Genomic DNA, 15,469 nt, shown 5'->3' with positions numbered 1-15,469 from the left:
GGGTTCTACAAAAAATCGTCACGCCGCGGAGTGAAGCTATCTACGAGCTTTCCTGGTTCCAGGCAAACACATCCGTGGGTTTGATCTGAAGGAATGACAAAACTGTCTCCTGGCCCGAACTCTTGATCACTTTCGCCTAAAGTGAACCGGAACCGGCCACTTTCGACATATGTTGACTGGACATGCGGATGGCTGTGCAACGCGCCTATCGCACCTGCTTTGCTGAACCGAAAGGCAACAACCATGAGATTGGGATGATCAGAGAGAACTTGCCGTGTGACATTCTCTCCTGTCGAGACAACTGGAAATTCAGGCAAGGTGTACCTCCGCTACACTATGAGAAAAGCATTCCACCATTCAGATCGACATTAGCTCCTGTAATGAAAGCACTGTCGTCGCAGGCTAGGAATAGGACAAGGGTTGCGACATCCTCAATGGTGCCCTGACGTTTCATTGGCGCAGCGGCTTCAAAGCCGCGACGTCCTGCGTCCGGTGTGTGGATGTTATGAAAATCGGTATCAATCATCCCAGGGCACAGCCCATTGACCCTGATATCCGGGCCCAGCTCTTTGGCCAAACCCCGCGTCAGCGTCATGATCGCGCCCTTTGAGGTCGCATAGGGAACTGAGCCGGGGCCGCCGCCATCGCGAGCAGCTTGGCTTGCCAAGTTGACAATCGCACCGCTTTTCATATGAGCCAAACAGGCGTTCGTCATCATGAAGTTGCTGGTCAGATTCAAGTCCATCACATACTTCCAATGTTCAAGTGAGGACTCTGCAACTGTTTTGCGGGCAACCAAACCGCCCGCGTTATTGACCAAAACGTCAATACTGCCGAATTCCGCGAGAGATCGCGCCACCAATGCGTCAACGTCGCTTTTCTGCGTTAGGTCTCCTTGAAGCGCGATTGCGGTCCCGCCATTTGCTTTGATTTTGGCCACAACTTCCTCAGCGCCTGCGCTGCTGGCAAAATAGTTTATTGCGACGTTTGCGCCCTCGGAGGCAAGCTTGAGAGCGACTGCTGCACCGATATCGCGGCCGGCTCCAGTTACAATTGCCGATTTTCCAGCGAGTTTCATGGGCATCCCTCATCTTTGCTCAGCTTTGAAAGTTGTCGTGTGCCATTGTGGGTCGCCTAAGCTGCACCGCGTTTGACGAACATGTCGTAGATTTCGGGTACATTGCCTTCGCCCATCCCTGCATCAAGCGCCGTTTGAAGATTTGCGGAAGTGCCTTCAGCGATTTCGGAGCGCGTTCCAATGTCAGTAATCATCTGAACGAAGTAGGCGATGTCCTTGTTGGCATTGCTGATCGAAAACCCAAGATCACTTACGCCATCGACGGCGTAATTCTTGCAAAATTGCATAAATGGAGAATTGGACGGGCCCGCAGACATGATCTCAAAAAGCTGCTGGCCATCGATGCCCGCTTGTTTTGCAACTGCAAATGCCTGGCTCATGGTACACGCTGTTGTCATACCCATGAAGTTGTTGATCAGCTTTGTCGTATGGCCCGCGCCGAGTGTGCCAAGATGGAACACGTTCTCGCCCTGCACGTCGAGCACAGGTTTGACCTTTTCAAACGTTTCGATATCGCCCGCTGCCATGATGTTCAGCAAACCGTCCTTGGCGTGCATAGGTGAACGCCCCAACGGTGCGTCGAGCATCCCCGCCCCTTTTTTCGCAAGTTCCGCGCCAATTTTCTTTGTTGACGCTGGAATGGACGTTCCGAAATCTATGACCACCGCGCCTTCTTTGATCCCGGCGAGAATACCATTCTCGCCGTAGATCAGGCTTTCGACCACGTCAGATGTTGTCACGCAGAGCATGACGATATCACTGGCCTCGGCGAGTTCCTTAGGGGTGCTCACCTCGACCGCGCCGCGCGCAACGGTTTGGGCAACCGCCGCTTTGTTGCGGCCCATAACCATAAGATCAAAACCATTTTTTTGGAGGCATTCAACCATCTTGCTGCCCATTTGGCCTAGGCCAATAAAACCGATTTTTGGATTCGACATATGCGCCTCCTAAGCGTTTAGGTTTTTCATTTTGGAAAAGACATCGGCCCCGGCTTGGGCGACGTCATGATCTTGCGCAGGCGAGCCTGAACTAACGCCAATGCCGCCGACGACATCAGAACCAGAAAGCACAGGAAGACCGCCGGCAACGGTCACCATACGTCCGCCTAAGGCCGAGGCGATGCCATGCGCTGGCATTCCCGGTTGACTGACTTCACCCAAGGCTTGCGTGCTCTTCTTGATGCCGCATGCGGTATAAGCCTTGTCGATCGCCAGATTGACGCTGGTAATCTTGGCGCCATCCATTCGCTCAAATGCGATGAGGATACCGCTCTCATCGGTAACAGCGATGCACATAGGCACCCCGATATCTTCGGCTTTTAGCCTAGCGACCGCGATCAGCCGTCGCGCCTCTTCAATGTCCAATCGTTTGATATTCAGCATAACGGCGTCCTTTGGGCTTTATGGGCCGATTAGGAGAGTGGGAAGTGTGAGCGAGATGGCAGGAACGAAGGTGATCAGCATCAGCGCTGCGAAGATCGCAAGGTAGAAAGGCCAGATCGTTCTGATGGCTTTTTCCATCGGCAACTGGCCAACCGCACAGCCTACAAACAAGCAGGTCCCGACCGGAGGCGTGCAAAGCCCCAGACCAAGGTTCACTAGAAGGATCATGCCAAATTGCAGCGGATCGATCCCCAGCATATTCATCACCGGTAAAAAGATCGGCGTGCAGATGAGGATCAAGGCTGCCATATCCATAATCATGCCAAGCAGCAAAAGAACGGCATTGATCATCAGCAAAATCAGGATCGGGTTCTCGGTTATCCCCAAAAGGAACTCGACCGTTTTGGTTGGTACGCGGTTGTAGGTTAGCATGTAGGCGAAGGCCCCGGCGCAGGCGATCAGGATCATGACCATCGACGTTGTACGCACGGACGAAATTACAGCAGTCTTAAAGGCATCCCATGACAGGCTGCGGTAGACGATCAGCGTGACAACAAAGGCATACATAGCCCCGAATGCACCGGACTCTGTTACAGTAAAGATGCCTGATAGGACACCTCCGACGATAATGACGGCAGTCAGCAAGCCGGGGATGGAGCCGATAAACGCGTACGCCAGCGCCGTCCATCCTGGAAACCGTTCAGCCTGATAGCCGCGCTTTACTGCGACCACATATGCGGCAATTGCCAGGCAACAGCACATCAGGATGCCGGGGACCACGCCCGCCAAGAACAGCTTGGAAATTGACACCACACCGCCCGTTGCAAGAGCAAAGATGATCATATTGTGACTGGGTGGAATGATGATCCCAGCGATAGAAGACGTCACCGTCACATTCACCGCATAGTCAGCATCGTATCCCTTGTCTTTCATAACGGGGATGAGAATTGAGCCCAGCGCGGAGATGTCCGCGATCGCCGAACCTGAAATCCCGCCAAAAAGCATAGAGGAAAACACGTTTACAATGCCAAGCCCGCCGCGCACGGCACCCACAGCAGCTTGCGCGAACCTGACCAATCTAACGGCTATCCCGCCGTGGAACATCAGCTCGCCAGCGAAAATGAAAAACGGGATCGCCATTAGCGAAAAAACGTTGATTCCCGCCACTATTCGTTGAAAGCCGACGAACAACGGCAAACCTTCATACCAAAACGCAGCCAAGGCAGAAATCCCGAGTGCGTAAGCGACCGGAGTGCCGATGATGACGGAAAGGGCAAAGACCCCAAGAAGAACTGCAAGTCCCATGATTAACCCTGATCTATACTGTCTTGACGCGCATCCTCGCCCAGAAACAGGCGGATCAGATGACCGATGGAAAACAGAAGGACCAATGCTCCGCTGATTGTCATAGGCAGGGATCTCAGGCCCTCGGGCCATTGAATAAGCGGGATCAACGTGCCCCATTTGAATTCGGTCAATTCAAGCCCATACCAGAACATCATCGCGCCAAATCCGGCCAGCAGCATATCTGTGATGCAGACAAAGACTGTTCGTACTTTCGGGGGCACCATGCCCCGAAAAAGAACAACAGAGAGGTGGGTATGGTTGTGCACTCCGGCTGCTGCGCCGAGGAAGGCAATAACCATGACAAGTAAAAGCGATACCTGTTCAACCCAAGTGGGCGTGTCATTGAGGACGTACCGGCCAAAGACCAGCCACGCGAAGATGGCGGTCATAGTCACGATGGCGACGCCGGCCAACACGGTACAAAGGCGGGCGAGCAGGTCGAGGAAGAAATCCATCCTCCGTAGAAACTCTGATGTCTTGCCTGAAACTTGCATGCCGCCCCCTTTTTTTGGTTTTACGAGTCCGGCTTCTTTGAAGGAAACCGGACGCGCTTAACTGTATTCGCTTTGGCAAATCACTCAGTGGCCTGAGCCATCTCGACCAACGCTTTCATATCTGGGTTGGCAGCTAGGTAGTCGGCATAGACTACGTCCATCGCGGACTGGAAGGGACCCTTGTCTGCGATTTCGTTGACTGTGATGCCAGCCGCTTCAACGTCAGAGCGCGCTTGCTCAGATCCAACAGCCCACAGTTCGCGCTGATACAGAGCCGCTTCTTGTGCCGCACTACGTACAGCTTCTTGTAGTTCGGGGCTAAGCGCGTTGAACTTGGCTGTATTCACACAGATGCACTCGGGGATGATCAAATGCTCAGACAGCGAATAGTGCGACGTCACTTCGTAATGGCCGACGTTTTTGAACGACGGGAAGTTGTTCTCCGCCCCATCAACAACGCCTGTTTTCAGTGCCTGTTGTACTTCCGAAAAAGCCATTGGAGACGGATTTCCACCCATAGCCGAAATCATCGAAGTGTAGAGATCGTTGTTCATAACTCGGATCTTCAGACCTTCCACATCGGCTGGAGAGTTGATTGGTTTCTGGCTGTAGAATGACCGGGCTCCAGCATCAAAATATGCAAGGGGAAGAACTCCTGCCTCACCCATCGCTTCGGCAACGACCGCACCAGCTTCACCTTCCATCACGCGGAACATGTGCGGCACACTTTTGAAGATGAACGGAAGCGATACAAGGTTTGCCTCTTTGACCATCGGACCAATCGGGCCAAGGTTGAAGTTGCCAACCTCGATGGCTCCAATACGCACTTGCTCCAGCGCATCGGGTTGCGAGCCAAGAACGCCGCCGTGGAAAACATCTACCGTGACTTCACCATCTGTGGCTGTGTCAACAAGCTCAGCAAATTTGTCCATCGCCGCCGTATTGGGGTGGCCGTCATTGTGAATGTTCCAAGCGCGCCAGCTTTCAGCCGATGCTGAAGAGGCGATCAGTGCAACGGTTACTGCTGCAAAAAGCGATTTCGTAGAAGTCATGGGTCTCCTCCCGTTTTTTCTGAGCAGCAACAGGCCAAAATGTGTCGTCTGGAGGATGAAAGTCACAAAACTTCCTGCTTCCTCCCAGAGCCGGAATCACTGCTGAACTAATAAGGACACTAGTATCCAAGTTGTGTCAACAACTCGTTTGAAACATGTGACGGCCTTGACTTCAATGGTTACAGGCTCTTTGATATTAACCGAAAAAGCCTTTCCAAAATACGTACGAACTATGGCTTTTTAATATATAAAACAGTTCCTTAACCACCTCTCAGACTGTGGCGACAGGATTATGAATCAGAGGATGAAAGAAAAAATCGTGGACGGAATTAGAACCCGAACGACCACTGATGCCGTCTACGAAACACTGCACGATCAGATCGTTTCGCTCGAAATTCTTCCCGGCACAAAATTGTCCGAGACGGAAGTCGCACGTCGATTCGGCGTATCTCGCCAACCTGTTCGCAACGCCTTCACCAGGCTTGGAAATGAGGATTTGCTACTTATCCGACCTCAAAAAGCAACCGAGGTGCGTGGCTTTTCAATGGATCGCCTAGAGCTTGCTCGTTTGGTGCGAAGGGCCGTCGAACTTGAAATAGTTTACATGGCGGTTGAGACTTGGGATTCAGATCGGGATGCGAAGCTAAGCGAAAACTTAGCCCTTCAGGAGAATGCTCTGACGCAAGGGGATCTATCTGCCTTTCACGCGCTCGATTACGATTTTCACAAACTAATCTACGTCCTTGGCGGCAACCCGTTAGCGTTCGAAGTTATGCTGGAATGCAAACAAAAAGTAGATCGTCTCTGTATGCTTGGTCTTGAGAAAGATCGCGAGGCGAATTCCATTTTGGAAGACCACTATGAGATCGCAAATGGGCTTGCCTCGCGGGATCTGTCAAAAGCGCAAAACGCAGTCAGAAAACACTTATCCCGCCTCGACGACACTATCGCGTTTATTCACGAACGCCATCCCGAGTATTTTGAATGAATTTGGAAACTCATACCGCTAATTTGGTTCAATATTCAGTACCGAAAATGTGCCTATCGTGCCTGCCGGCTGCTCATTTATCTTAAAGTTTTTTTGCTTGTTAGGGATCATCGAATGTGCAATGCCCGGTTTCGTTTCTGCGGTTTTCTCACGTTCTACAAACGTGATGGTGCTCGGCAGCGAATTGGGGCTTTCCCGAACAATAGACGTTCGCTACACCCAGCAAGAACGTCTGCTCTGCGAAAAAAGCGTCCGTTTAGCCAAGATAGCTTTGCTGGTACGTTTCACACTTTCGGCAGATATTGATCAAGCAGAGCATCCACCAGGCCCTCTTGCAACCGGTACCCTTTCTGCTGGTTTACTCGCAGTATGTCTTCCAATACTACAAACTGTTCCATGCCTGTTGTCATGGCTAAACGAAGAGTCAGGTCATCGTAATCGCTCTGTTTCATAGAGCCACGAACGGGTGCAAGGGCCTCGCCAAATGCTGTAACCCTTCTGGCGCCGCGCATTTTGACAGTACTGTCCTGAAGTGATGCCTTTAGAGACTCAGCCAAAAACTGACGGAAGTACGCCTCATGTTCGCGCGAGAAATCCAGATAATAGCGCGCCACAGCGTGCACACGGCTTCGTACGTCCTCAAGTCCTTCCAGCAGTCCAGAAGTTGGAGTCACCTCTACGTCGAGGGTCGCGTCCAAGGCCAAAACACCGGGGTCGGAGAAGTACCGATATACCGTCGCGCGGCCAATTCTCGCTCGCTCTGCGACTTTAGCAAGGGTCACGTTTTCTCCTTCGGACATGAGCTCACGTGCCGCCGTCAGCAATGCCTCTCTTGTTCTGTTTTTTTGATTGGTTCGAGGAGCCAAATCGCGAGTCCTTAATGATACACTTGTCTCATGAGGAGATTTATGTATCATATAGGCACATTTATCGAAGTAAAGGGAGCCGTTGAAATGACAGAGTCTCGCCCACGCACGTACCACCTTCTCGGTAATCTTCTGACGTTCCACGCGTTTCCTGCTGAAACCGGAAATCGCTGCACCATCGTTGAGATCAAGACCGCCCCAGGTGCTGGCGCGCCACCCAACCATCATGCAGGTGAAGATGAAAGCTTCTATGTCTTAGAAGGTGAGTTTGAATTTTTCCTGAACGGCAAAACAAAAAATGTAAGCATCGGTGATTTCGTGAAAGTCCCGGACGGCGCCGTGCACGCGTTCACATGTATTGGGCAAAGCCCAGGTCGCCTATTGTGCATCAATGCTCCAGGAGAAATGCACGATAAATTTTTTACCGAAGCGGGTGAAGCAATGCCAGACGGCACCACAGACATTCCTGCTCCCGATGGGCCACCCGACATTCCGGCCATCATGGCTGTAGCCGAAAAGACTGGTATGACAATTTTGGCGCCATAAAGTGAGCCTGCCTGAACTTCATCTTCGAAACGGGAGCCCGCGAATTAACGTTTCTGTAAAGAGTTAGAAAAATGTGCCAAACCAAACACTCGGAACCGCACTGGCAACGTCCGCAATGGGCTCGAAGCAGTCGTTGGCGGCGTAGTGCATCAATGACCGCTGTGCGGACAAAGCTGTCGTTGGTTGTTTAGTTTTCGATTTCCGGATTCTACAGGGTGGAGCCCTTTGCAAAGATGCTCTGACACAACCTCTCAATCCGTAGTGTTTGGATTTGAAGCGACGGAAGGACAACTTTCAATCGGTTCGCAAATGCAGTCCACTAATCTAAGGTTATAGAAAAATCAACAGCCTCATGCGGTGTGACCATGAATCCCGAACAAATATTTGCCGTCCTGTCTGCTTTGCTTGGAGAGCCTTCTGATCCGACGGCTTTTGAAGCTCAATTCGCGGGTGGAGCAGATACGCGCTATCCGGTCGAAATCACTCCGTGCACGCGCCCCGTCGTCCCCGATGAGATTGACGGAGAAACTGTAATCTGCGGTATCGTGGCAGTACCTGAGGACCACAGAGATGCTCAAAGCAGGACCCTGGACCTGAGCTTCATCGTTTTCAAGGCTCATTCGCTGGCACCCGTGGCAGACCCGGTTGTCTATCTTCACGGGGGACCGGGCGGCGGTTCTGTTGAATCTGTGCGCTCGCTCAGTCTGTTTTTTGACCATTTGCGGGGGCGAAGGGACGTCGTGGCGTTCGATCAACGCGGCGTCGATGCAAGCGCCCCGGATATGGATTGCTTCGGGACTCTGGCAAAAAACCTGGAGCCAATCGTCGATCAGTTGGGCGGGGCTGACCTACCTCAGCTGGAGACGGCACTTGTTCGCGACTGCATTTCGGAATTGACCGAACGAGGCTTCGATCTTCCGCAGTTCAACACGACCCAAAATGCTTTAGATGTGCGAGCTGTAATGTCGGCTCTTGGCTACGCTGAGTACAATATTTATGGCGTTTCATATGGCACCAAGCTCGCGCTAGAAGTCATGCGCTCTGCGCCAGAGGGTGTGCGTGCAGTCGTTTTAGACAGCGTCGCTCCACCCCAAATCGCGCTTTACGACACTCTGTTCGTCCCACACACCGAGGCCATTTTTAATACGTTCGCACCGTGTGAAGCGGATCCTATCTGTGCGGAGGCGTATCCCGATATAACGCAGCGGTATTTTAACCTCCTTGAAGACTTAGAGGCACGTCCATTGGAGGCTGCGGGGATTGAGATATCCGGGCAAATGCTTTTCAGCATTTTTTCCGGCAGAAACGATTGGTCCGACCCAACGATCCGGGGCTTCACCACTTACGCGCCCGCACTGGTCAGAGAGCTTGAGGACGGAACGGTCGACCTCATCACACAAATCATCAACGGTGACCTTCCACCCCAGCCCTCCGCAGAAACGTTGTTGGCGGGTACGTTGGACCTGAGCGCCGATGAAAAGGCTCTGGCGCAAGCTGCAATCAACGCCATGTCGCAAATGGAAATTGCTTCCGACACTGCGTCCTCGGCTTTGGAGCAACTTGAAGCGGATCGCGACCGAGATCTAGAACCGGCCTCCTTGGGAGAGTTCTTTGACGATGCTCTTGAAGATGCTCTGGCCGGGTTGCCTGATCGGGCGGATCGTTTGGCGTTTGCGCAAGACTATCTAAACCTACGGTTTGAAACGCCGCGTGCTGGAGCGTTGCTGGACCTAGTCCGCGCCCATTTCAATGAAGCGACAGCAGGACGGTTGGCCTCATTGGTCGCTTTGCTCAGCCCCGAAGATGTCGAGCGCGTTTTCAACTTGATCGCAACAGATAACGCAGCTTTGCAAACCATTATGGAGGGTGAATTCGAGCTCTTGCTCTACGCTTGCCAGGAAGATTTTGTAGACGGTTTCAACTCGGCGGCGGGGTTTGGCGCTTTAGTAGCAGAGTTGGGATACGGTCCATTGATGACAGCGGCTCTAGCTGAAATTCCGAGCCTATTTGCAGATTGCAGCGAGTTCACACCGGCACCTCGAGACAACTACCTTGAACCCGTGCTTTCCGACATCGCGGTACTGGTCCTGTCTGGTGAGATTGACATACAGACCGCATCTTCCTGGGGTGGACTAGCGGCAGACACTTTGCACAACAGTCAGTCGTTCCTGTTCCCGGAAACAGGGCACGGGGCCCTTGTTTTCAGCCAATGCGCCCGCGATATTGGTGAAGCGTTTCTGGAAAACCCCGGGGCAGGCATCGATAGCACATGCGTCTCGGATCTAAGGCTACCGTATTTGATGCCGGACGGCAGCTTGCATAGCGTCGAGAATTGAAGACCGCTTAGGCAAATGGAGAGTCCAATGAAGGCCCTGATCACAGCAACGATTTTGGCGATTGGCTTTGCATCGTCTGCCCATGCATTTGACCGTCAAACGACTGACGCGCTTCAACTGTGCCACGACTATTTGTGGGATGTACCCGAATATGCTGACCTGCCAAACGCCGCGATTTCCGTATTTCCGGGCATTTTGAACGATCAAAGTATCGTCGTTTTCTGGAATGTGTATTGGGACGACCCAACAATACGCGCGGCAGGCAACTGTACGATCATTGACGGCGCGGTGAAGGGTTTTGAAGATTATCTGGCGCAGGAATAGGACAAGACCCGTGCCGTCTTTTGCAAAAACGTGGCGCGGGTCGGAGACTTCATGAAGCGGTCAGCGTTTTTCTGGCTAGCGGCTGCGCTTCTTATAGCGGCGGGCATAACTTGGCTTGTATCTCGCCCTCTTTTACGGATTGAAACACTCAGAGACTTGGCTGAGGCAGTACCGCCTGAACCGGCGCTCCTGAACGCATCAGAGTTGGAGCAACGCCTTCTGGCAGTCGGCCTTCACCCGACCGGTCAGCTAAGCGATCTCGGCGTCGATGACCACCTTGCTCGGCTGGAAGCCGACAAGGTCGACGCAGCTACACTGAGCGCGTATGCCGATGCCATAGGAGAATTGTCGGCAGTCAGCGCGGATCGCGGTCAAGCCTTGCCGCCGACGCTTTGGGATGTGAGCACGCCAGCGCTTCGTGAGGCGGGCTGGACTGTATACACACTCACCGAAGCAATGGCATCAGATGCCGGAGCAATTCACGTCGCACTTCTATCTGATGCTTACGCGGCTTTTCTCGAGCGCAAGCCCAATGCATTGGAAGGCGCATTGGCGCTGCTGCCGCTTTCCCGTAACTATGTCGAAACGCTGCCAGAGAGTGCGCGAGCAGAGCGTGAACGCCATGCCAAGACAGAGGGACAGGCCACTCTGTTGATCTGGCAAGCTCTGTTATCAGGCACAAGCAGGTACAATCCCTTAACGCACCGCCCCCTGTGGAGCCACGGCTACATCGGCCACTTTAGTGTGCCGCACATCCATCAATATGCAACGGGCGAAGGCCTAACCGCGAGCCAGGTTTGGGGAGTTGACGGGTTCAATCCCGCGTTCGTCGGCCCCCCTACTAATAGCAACCAAGTGGAACATTTGGGCATTAGCGCATTGCTACAGGGCGTGGCGCATGTGCCGGGCGCAGTCTTAGCCGCCACTGAAGCATTCGAAGTCTTCGTCGATCACGATGACCCAGCCGCTGCCCGAGCGGATAGGGCATTGAACGACGTCGTGAGAACAGTACTTCTCCCCCGCATGGAGGAAGATCCGAACGCGCTGGTCTCTGCATTGACTAAAGCACTCCAATAGCGTTGCCACTTTGTCAGGCCAACTTTGATGCCGTTATCCGCATTATCGAGATAGTCTGTTTCTTTATCCTGGGCGGCAGTCCGGAAGCGGACAGTCGAAATAGGTGCAGAAATCTGCCGGTTTGGGCTCGTAGTCGACCTTCGCTACCTCTCGCATAATTGGCTGGAGGCAGCCCAAAGCGGACCTTCACTATGAGCTTTGCACCCTCTGAGATGCGGACATAGCCGCCTTTGGTTTGAGCGACTTTTCTATGGAGGTTTCGACGGAACTGAGATTGTTTTGAGTCCATCGGTGGCGGTATGCCCAGACAAGCAGGCGGCGGCAGCTTTCTCACCAAATTTAAGACAACTCTCAATGGGCCAATCTTCATGGAGACCATGAACAACGCCGGAGCAGAAAGCATCACCCGCTCCCACTGGGCTGATGATGTCTTCAGCAGGTATCGGGTCCGGCGCGAAGGCAATTTCAACCTCGGTTTCACAACATACGATTTGCGTTGGGCTATGAATAATGACCGCTCGATTGACCCCACCGGATTTTAGAAAGCGAGCTGCTTTCATCATTTCGTTGGGATCAGACTTTTGCGTGAGATTAATGCCTGTTGCCGCCTCGGCTTCGAGCTCATTCGCAAACAGAAAATCGATTTCGGCAAGCGTCTTTGACACAATATCCGCGTAGGTGTCGGACCTGAACGATGCGAGGTCAACGCAAGTGCTCATGCCTTTGGCGCGGGCAGCTGACAACAGCAATGCGGCTCTAGTTTTGCCCTCTGGCAGGACCTCATCCAGTTTGTCTAGTAACGTTAAATAGCCAAGATACAATAACTTAATCCCGGCGTCCGATAGCTCATCAATATTAACCGACGCCGCATCAAATAAACTGTTAGCACCTCGGTGGTGAAAGAAGGTGCGGCTGTCACCTTGCACGTTCATCACATGGGTCTGGGATGTTGTTGCACGCGTTGTTCGCAGTAGGCCGTCTAAAGGCAACCCCGCTTCTGCGCATACACGCAAGACTTCGTCGCCCAAAGCGCCTGCGCCTATCAGACCAATTGGAATTACTGGGTAAGACACGCCCATGGCTTTCAGGCCCAAGGCTACATTGGCGGGTCCGCCACCAAGGTCGACATGCTGGTTTTTTATGAGTGCTAGACCTGACTTTTCAGGCCAATGCGAAATTGAGTGAACTGTATCAAGTATCCAATTCCCCGCACATGCAATGCCTTGTCTCTCTTTTTTCGGCTGAATCGGATCGAGCACGATATGTTCCCACATAGAAAATGATGCTGCCTTTAGAGTATCAGACCTCTTTAAGCCTCGCACTCTAAAGCCACAGCACCGGTGGGCTTTCCAGTAGCTCTCAAGCATGTATCATGGGGTGTTTGATAACGCAGCGGCATTGAGCACTATGGGCTCAGTATTGCCGTTCTCTGCGGTTTGCATGGTTGGCGGGTCGCAGCCCCAAGCGGACATTTTATGAGCTACTGCACTTCGCAGTCAGGCACAGCTTCAAGGCTGATGCCTTATCTAGACTTAACAATCGCTCTTTTTGGAAATGTGTGTTCGGTTAGCGCATCTGGCCTAGAAGCAATTTTGCGTTTAGCGTGGTGCCCACTGTGGGAGTTCAGTCTTTGGAAAGACGTCTAGCAGCGATACTTGCCGCCGATGTGGTTGGCTATAGCCGTCTTATTCGAAATGACGAGGCCGGCACGCTTGCAAGGGTCAAAGCCCATCGCGAGCAGTTTTTTGAACCAATTGTCGCTTCACGACATGGGCGCATCGTCAAATTGATGGGCGACGGTTTGCTTCTTGAGTTTGCAAGTGCAGTTGAGGCCGTTCGGTGCGCGTTGGACATGCAACACTATGTAGGCGTCGCTAATGCGGACCTGCCGCAAGATTCGCAGGTGCGATACCGGATCGGTCTCAATGTTGGCGACATTGTCGTCGATCAGGATGACATTCACGGCGATGGTGTAAATGTCGCCGCACGCATTGAAAGCCTGGCTGTCCCGGATGGCATTTACATGTCGGCTAGCGTTTTCGAACAGGTTCATACCAAGCTCGATCTCACCATCGAAGATTTGGGGATGCGAGAGGTCAAGAATATCTCCGAACCCGTTCACGTCTACAGCCTTACAATGGATGAAAAGGCAAAAGCCATCGTTTCTCCTATCGTGCCACTTACGAACAAGCCTTCGAAAAATCGCCTGATCACGGTTAGTTGCACCGCAATTGTCCTGGCGTTAGTAGTCGCGGCATGGCTTCAACCTTGGTCCGTGGTGCAATCTCCGGACACGGATGAACAAGCCGCCGCCCTGTCTGGCAAACCCTCCATCGCGGTCATGGCGTTCGACAACCTCAACAACGACCCGAGCCAAGATTACCTCAGCGACGGACTGAGTGAGAACATCTTGACCGCCTTGTCCCGTTTTTCAGACTTCTTCGTAGTCGCCCGAAATTCGACATTTTCATATAAGGACACTCCGGCAGATATACAGAAAGTGTCAGAAGAATTGGGTGTTCGCTACATTGTTGAGGGGAGCGTTCAAATTGCCGGTGAGCGTTTGCGCGTGACGTCTCAACTCATTGATGCGACGACGGGCCAAAATATCTGGGCAGACAGCTATGACCGAGACCTACAGGACATATTTTCAGTACAGGATGAGATAACGCGAACGATAGCTTCGCTTCTCTCCACTAATATCGATCTGGCGGAGTACAGCCGCCTCAAGCATCAGCCTACTGATAGTCTTGGCGCATACGAATTGCGCAAACGCGCGCAGGAGGAGTGGTTTACCTTCACAAAAGAAGGAAACATCAGGGCGGAAGAGCTTAGCGCAAAAGCCATTGCTCTCGATCCGAACTATGCCGGGGCGTATGTCGAAAACGCTTGGGCACATATTAACGGGTATCGTTGGGGGTGGACGAACTCTTTAACGCGCGAGGAATCACTGGAGCGCGCGTTTGAGATGGCGCGGAAAGCCATTGAACTGGAACCCTTCAATTTCAAAGGTCATTGGGTCTTAGCCAATGCAACCACTCAAAGCGGTAACCTTGAGCGGGCTGCTTCGCTTTACGACAAAGCAATTGCTCTGAATCCAAATTCGGCATCCGTTCTGGCAGATTCCATCGACCCTCTCGTCTATGGCGGCAAGGCGCCTGAAGCCGTTGAGCGCATGAAACTGGCGATCCGGCTGAACCCACATCACCAAGACTGGTATCTTTGGAATCTGGGTTGGGCTCAGTACTTCACCGAGGAGTATGAAGATGCAAAGGCTTCCGTTGAACAAATGAACGAAATACCCGACGGCTTGAAACGCACCTACGCGCCAATTCTTTTACGCCTTGGTCTTCCCAGTGATGCGCAGACTATTATCGATGAGTTTCTAGCGGCCAATCCCGAATTCACTATCCAAGAGGCGATGAATGCGCCATTCGAGAGTGAGGCGTATCTCAATCGGTGGGTAGAGGATCTGCAAAAATTGGGTGTGCCTGATACCAAAGAATGAACGATTTTTCGAGTTTGCTTTGCGGATGTCGCTACCAGACTCAGACACCCACAACTATCGCGACAAACTTTAATCCTGCGATTTGCGGCTGTGGCTTTGTAGTGTTTTCAGCCCAAAACGGGCCTTGCTCGTCGGGCTTTGCAAACGCCTATTTGCGGACAAACGCCGCCATTCAGCTTCAAAGACTGATCCGTCAGGATAGAGCAGTCTCCAAACGTTCCAACGAATTCTGCGGCCACACATCATCGAAGCTGTAAAATTCCTCGAAGATAGGAATTTCCTCGCTGAGTCGCACCCAGGCCTGTCTGCTGCTCGTGAAAATCTGTGCATCCGGAGGACATTGATCCGGGTTGTCCAGTGTTCCGACGCGCACGTACCTAAGCTTTCCAAGGCGGATCATGTAGCTGCTAAAAACGCCGACGCCGCAATCCCTACAGCGCGTAATAATCTGACCTTTCCCGCTCGGAGTGG

General features: G+C 52.6%; 17 protein-coding genes. 6 read left to right on the top strand and 11 right to left on the bottom strand.

What is annotated here, in order from left to right; translation table 11 throughout:
* Positions 1–5: 5 nt before the first annotated feature.
* The 7 genes from ACR0IP_RS10975 to ACR0IP_RS10945 form a co-directional block, all read right to left on the bottom strand.
* Positions 6–317, bottom strand: coding sequence for a cupin domain-containing protein (locus ACR0IP_RS10975; RefSeq protein WP_170662651.1), 312 nt, complete (start codon positions 315–317; stop codon positions 6–8).
* A 17-nt stretch (positions 318–334) separates the two neighbouring features.
* Positions 335–1,078 (bottom strand): SDR family NAD(P)-dependent oxidoreductase, encoded by a 744-nt coding sequence (locus ACR0IP_RS10970; RefSeq protein WP_480525507.1) that lies wholly within the window; start codon positions 1,076–1,078, stop codon positions 335–337.
* A 56-nt stretch (positions 1,079–1,134) separates the two neighbouring features.
* Positions 1,135–2,016 (bottom strand): NAD(P)-dependent oxidoreductase, encoded by an 882-nt coding sequence (locus ACR0IP_RS10965; RefSeq protein WP_170662653.1) that lies wholly within the window; start codon positions 2,014–2,016, stop codon positions 1,135–1,137.
* Positions 2,017–2,025: 9 nt separating this feature from the next.
* Positions 2,026–2,460 carry a heme-binding protein gene (locus ACR0IP_RS10960; protein WP_170662655.1) on the bottom strand — a complete coding sequence of 145 codons (435 nt, stop codon included), beginning with the start codon at positions 2,458–2,460 and terminating at the stop codon, positions 2,026–2,028.
* Between the two features lie 18 nt (positions 2,461–2,478).
* A complete protein-coding gene (locus ACR0IP_RS10955; RefSeq protein ID WP_170375920.1) occupies positions 2,479–3,765 on the bottom strand; it encodes a TRAP transporter large permease in 1,287 nt (428 codons plus the stop codon).
* Positions 3,766–3,767: 2 nt separating this feature from the next.
* Positions 3,768–4,301: a TRAP transporter small permease gene (locus ACR0IP_RS10950; RefSeq protein ID WP_170375922.1), complete on the bottom strand. Its 534-nt coding sequence runs from the start codon at positions 4,299–4,301 to the stop codon at positions 3,768–3,770.
* 80 nt (positions 4,302–4,381) lie between these two features.
* Positions 4,382–5,353 (bottom strand): TRAP transporter substrate-binding protein, encoded by a 972-nt coding sequence (locus ACR0IP_RS10945; protein ID WP_170376061.1) that lies wholly within the window; start codon positions 5,351–5,353, stop codon positions 4,382–4,384.
* Positions 5,354–5,657: 304 nt separating this feature from the next.
* Here ACR0IP_RS10945 and ACR0IP_RS10940 point away from each other — a divergent pair, with 304 nt between their 5' ends.
* Positions 5,658–6,341 (top strand): GntR family transcriptional regulator, encoded by a 684-nt coding sequence (locus ACR0IP_RS10940; RefSeq protein ID WP_170642894.1) that lies wholly within the window; start codon positions 5,658–5,660, stop codon positions 6,339–6,341.
* 284 nt (positions 6,342–6,625) lie between these two features.
* Here ACR0IP_RS10940 and ACR0IP_RS10935 read toward each other — a convergent pair whose 3' ends face one another.
* Positions 6,626–7,207 carry a TetR/AcrR family transcriptional regulator gene (locus ACR0IP_RS10935; protein ID WP_170690909.1) on the bottom strand — a complete coding sequence of 194 codons (582 nt, stop codon included), beginning with the start codon at positions 7,205–7,207 and terminating at the stop codon, positions 6,626–6,628.
* A gap of 42 nt (positions 7,208–7,249) precedes the next feature.
* Between ACR0IP_RS10935 and ACR0IP_RS10930 the strand changes: the two genes are divergently transcribed.
* Positions 7,250–7,753 carry a cupin domain-containing protein gene (locus ACR0IP_RS10930; protein WP_170690911.1) on the top strand — a complete coding sequence of 168 codons (504 nt, stop codon included), beginning with the start codon at positions 7,250–7,252 and terminating at the stop codon, positions 7,751–7,753.
* 350 nt (positions 7,754–8,103) lie between these two features.
* Here ACR0IP_RS10930 and ACR0IP_RS10925 read toward each other — a convergent pair whose 3' ends face one another.
* Positions 8,104–8,373, bottom strand: a complete 270-nt coding sequence (locus ACR0IP_RS10925) for a hypothetical protein (RefSeq protein WP_480525503.1) — start codon at positions 8,371–8,373, stop codon at positions 8,104–8,106.
* Positions 8,374–8,385: 12 nt separating this feature from the next.
* Here ACR0IP_RS10925 and ACR0IP_RS10920 point away from each other — a divergent pair, with 12 nt between their 5' ends.
* The 3 genes from ACR0IP_RS10920 to ACR0IP_RS10910 are packed head-to-tail and all read left to right on the top strand — an operon-like array spanning position 8,386 to position 11,490.
* Positions 8,386–10,089: an alpha/beta hydrolase gene (locus ACR0IP_RS10920; protein WP_480525501.1), complete on the top strand. Its 1,704-nt coding sequence runs from the start codon at positions 8,386–8,388 to the stop codon at positions 10,087–10,089.
* Between the two features lie 27 nt (positions 10,090–10,116).
* Positions 10,117–10,413: a hypothetical protein gene (locus ACR0IP_RS10915; protein WP_170768558.1), complete on the top strand. Its 297-nt coding sequence runs from the start codon at positions 10,117–10,119 to the stop codon at positions 10,411–10,413.
* A 51-nt stretch (positions 10,414–10,464) separates the two neighbouring features.
* Positions 10,465–11,490, top strand: coding sequence for a hypothetical protein (locus ACR0IP_RS10910; protein WP_170768559.1), 1,026 nt, complete (start codon positions 10,465–10,467; stop codon positions 11,488–11,490).
* Between the two features lie 248 nt (positions 11,491–11,738).
* Here the strand turns inward: ACR0IP_RS10910 and ACR0IP_RS10905 are convergent, their stop codons facing one another.
* Positions 11,739–12,749, bottom strand: coding sequence for a carbohydrate kinase family protein (locus ACR0IP_RS10905; RefSeq protein WP_480525499.1), 1,011 nt, complete (start codon positions 12,747–12,749; stop codon positions 11,739–11,741).
* Positions 12,750–13,120: 371 nt separating this feature from the next.
* Between ACR0IP_RS10905 and ACR0IP_RS10900 the strand changes: the two genes are divergently transcribed.
* The gene (locus tag ACR0IP_RS10900; protein ID WP_480525497.1) at positions 13,121–14,998 is read left to right on the top strand and encodes an adenylate/guanylate cyclase domain-containing protein; all 1,878 of its coding nucleotides are present in this window, start codon (positions 13,121–13,123) and stop codon (positions 14,996–14,998) included.
* A gap of 193 nt (positions 14,999–15,191) precedes the next feature.
* Here the strand turns inward: ACR0IP_RS10900 and ACR0IP_RS10895 are convergent.
* Positions 15,192–15,469, bottom strand: a 278-nt coding sequence (locus tag ACR0IP_RS10895) for a GFA family protein (RefSeq protein ID WP_480525495.1), incomplete at its 5' end; no start/stop codon positions are given.

This window comes from Ruegeria sp. AL11, assembly GCF_056540865.1.
Note: the sequence above shows the minus strand (reverse complement) of the source record. Positions and strands in the feature narration are given on the sequence as shown.

Coding starts and splice junctions, on each gene's coding strand:
- ACR0IP_RS10970 (WP_480525507.1), bottom strand. CDS start 1,078: ATGAAACTCGCTGGAAAATCGGCAATTGTAACTGGAGCCGGCCGCGAT.
- ACR0IP_RS10965 (WP_170662653.1), bottom strand. CDS start 2,016: ATGTCGAATCCAAAAATCGGTTTTATTGGCCTAGGCCAAATGGGCAGC.
- ACR0IP_RS10960 (WP_170662655.1), bottom strand. CDS start 2,460: ATGCTGAATATCAAACGATTGGACATTGAAGAGGCGCGACGGCTGATC.
- ACR0IP_RS10955 (WP_170375920.1), bottom strand. CDS start 3,765: ATGGGACTTGCAGTTCTTCTTGGGGTCTTTGCCCTTTCCGTCATCATC.
- ACR0IP_RS10950 (WP_170375922.1), bottom strand. CDS start 4,301: ATGCAAGTTTCAGGCAAGACATCAGAGTTTCTACGGAGGATGGATTTC.
- ACR0IP_RS10945 (WP_170376061.1), bottom strand. CDS start 5,353: ATGACTTCTACGAAATCGCTTTTTGCAGCAGTAACCGTTGCACTGATC.
- ACR0IP_RS10940 (WP_170642894.1), top strand. CDS start 5,658: ATGAAAGAAAAAATCGTGGACGGAATTAGAACCCGAACGACCACTGAT.
- ACR0IP_RS10930 (WP_170690911.1), top strand. CDS start 7,250: ATGTATCATATAGGCACATTTATCGAAGTAAAGGGAGCCGTTGAAATG.
- ACR0IP_RS10925 (WP_480525503.1), bottom strand. CDS start 8,373: ATGAGCCTTGAAAACGATGAAGCTCAGGTCCAGGGTCCTGCTTTGAGC.
- ACR0IP_RS10915 (WP_170768558.1), top strand. CDS start 10,117: ATGAAGGCCCTGATCACAGCAACGATTTTGGCGATTGGCTTTGCATCG.
- ACR0IP_RS10910 (WP_170768559.1), top strand. CDS start 10,465: ATGAAGCGGTCAGCGTTTTTCTGGCTAGCGGCTGCGCTTCTTATAGCG.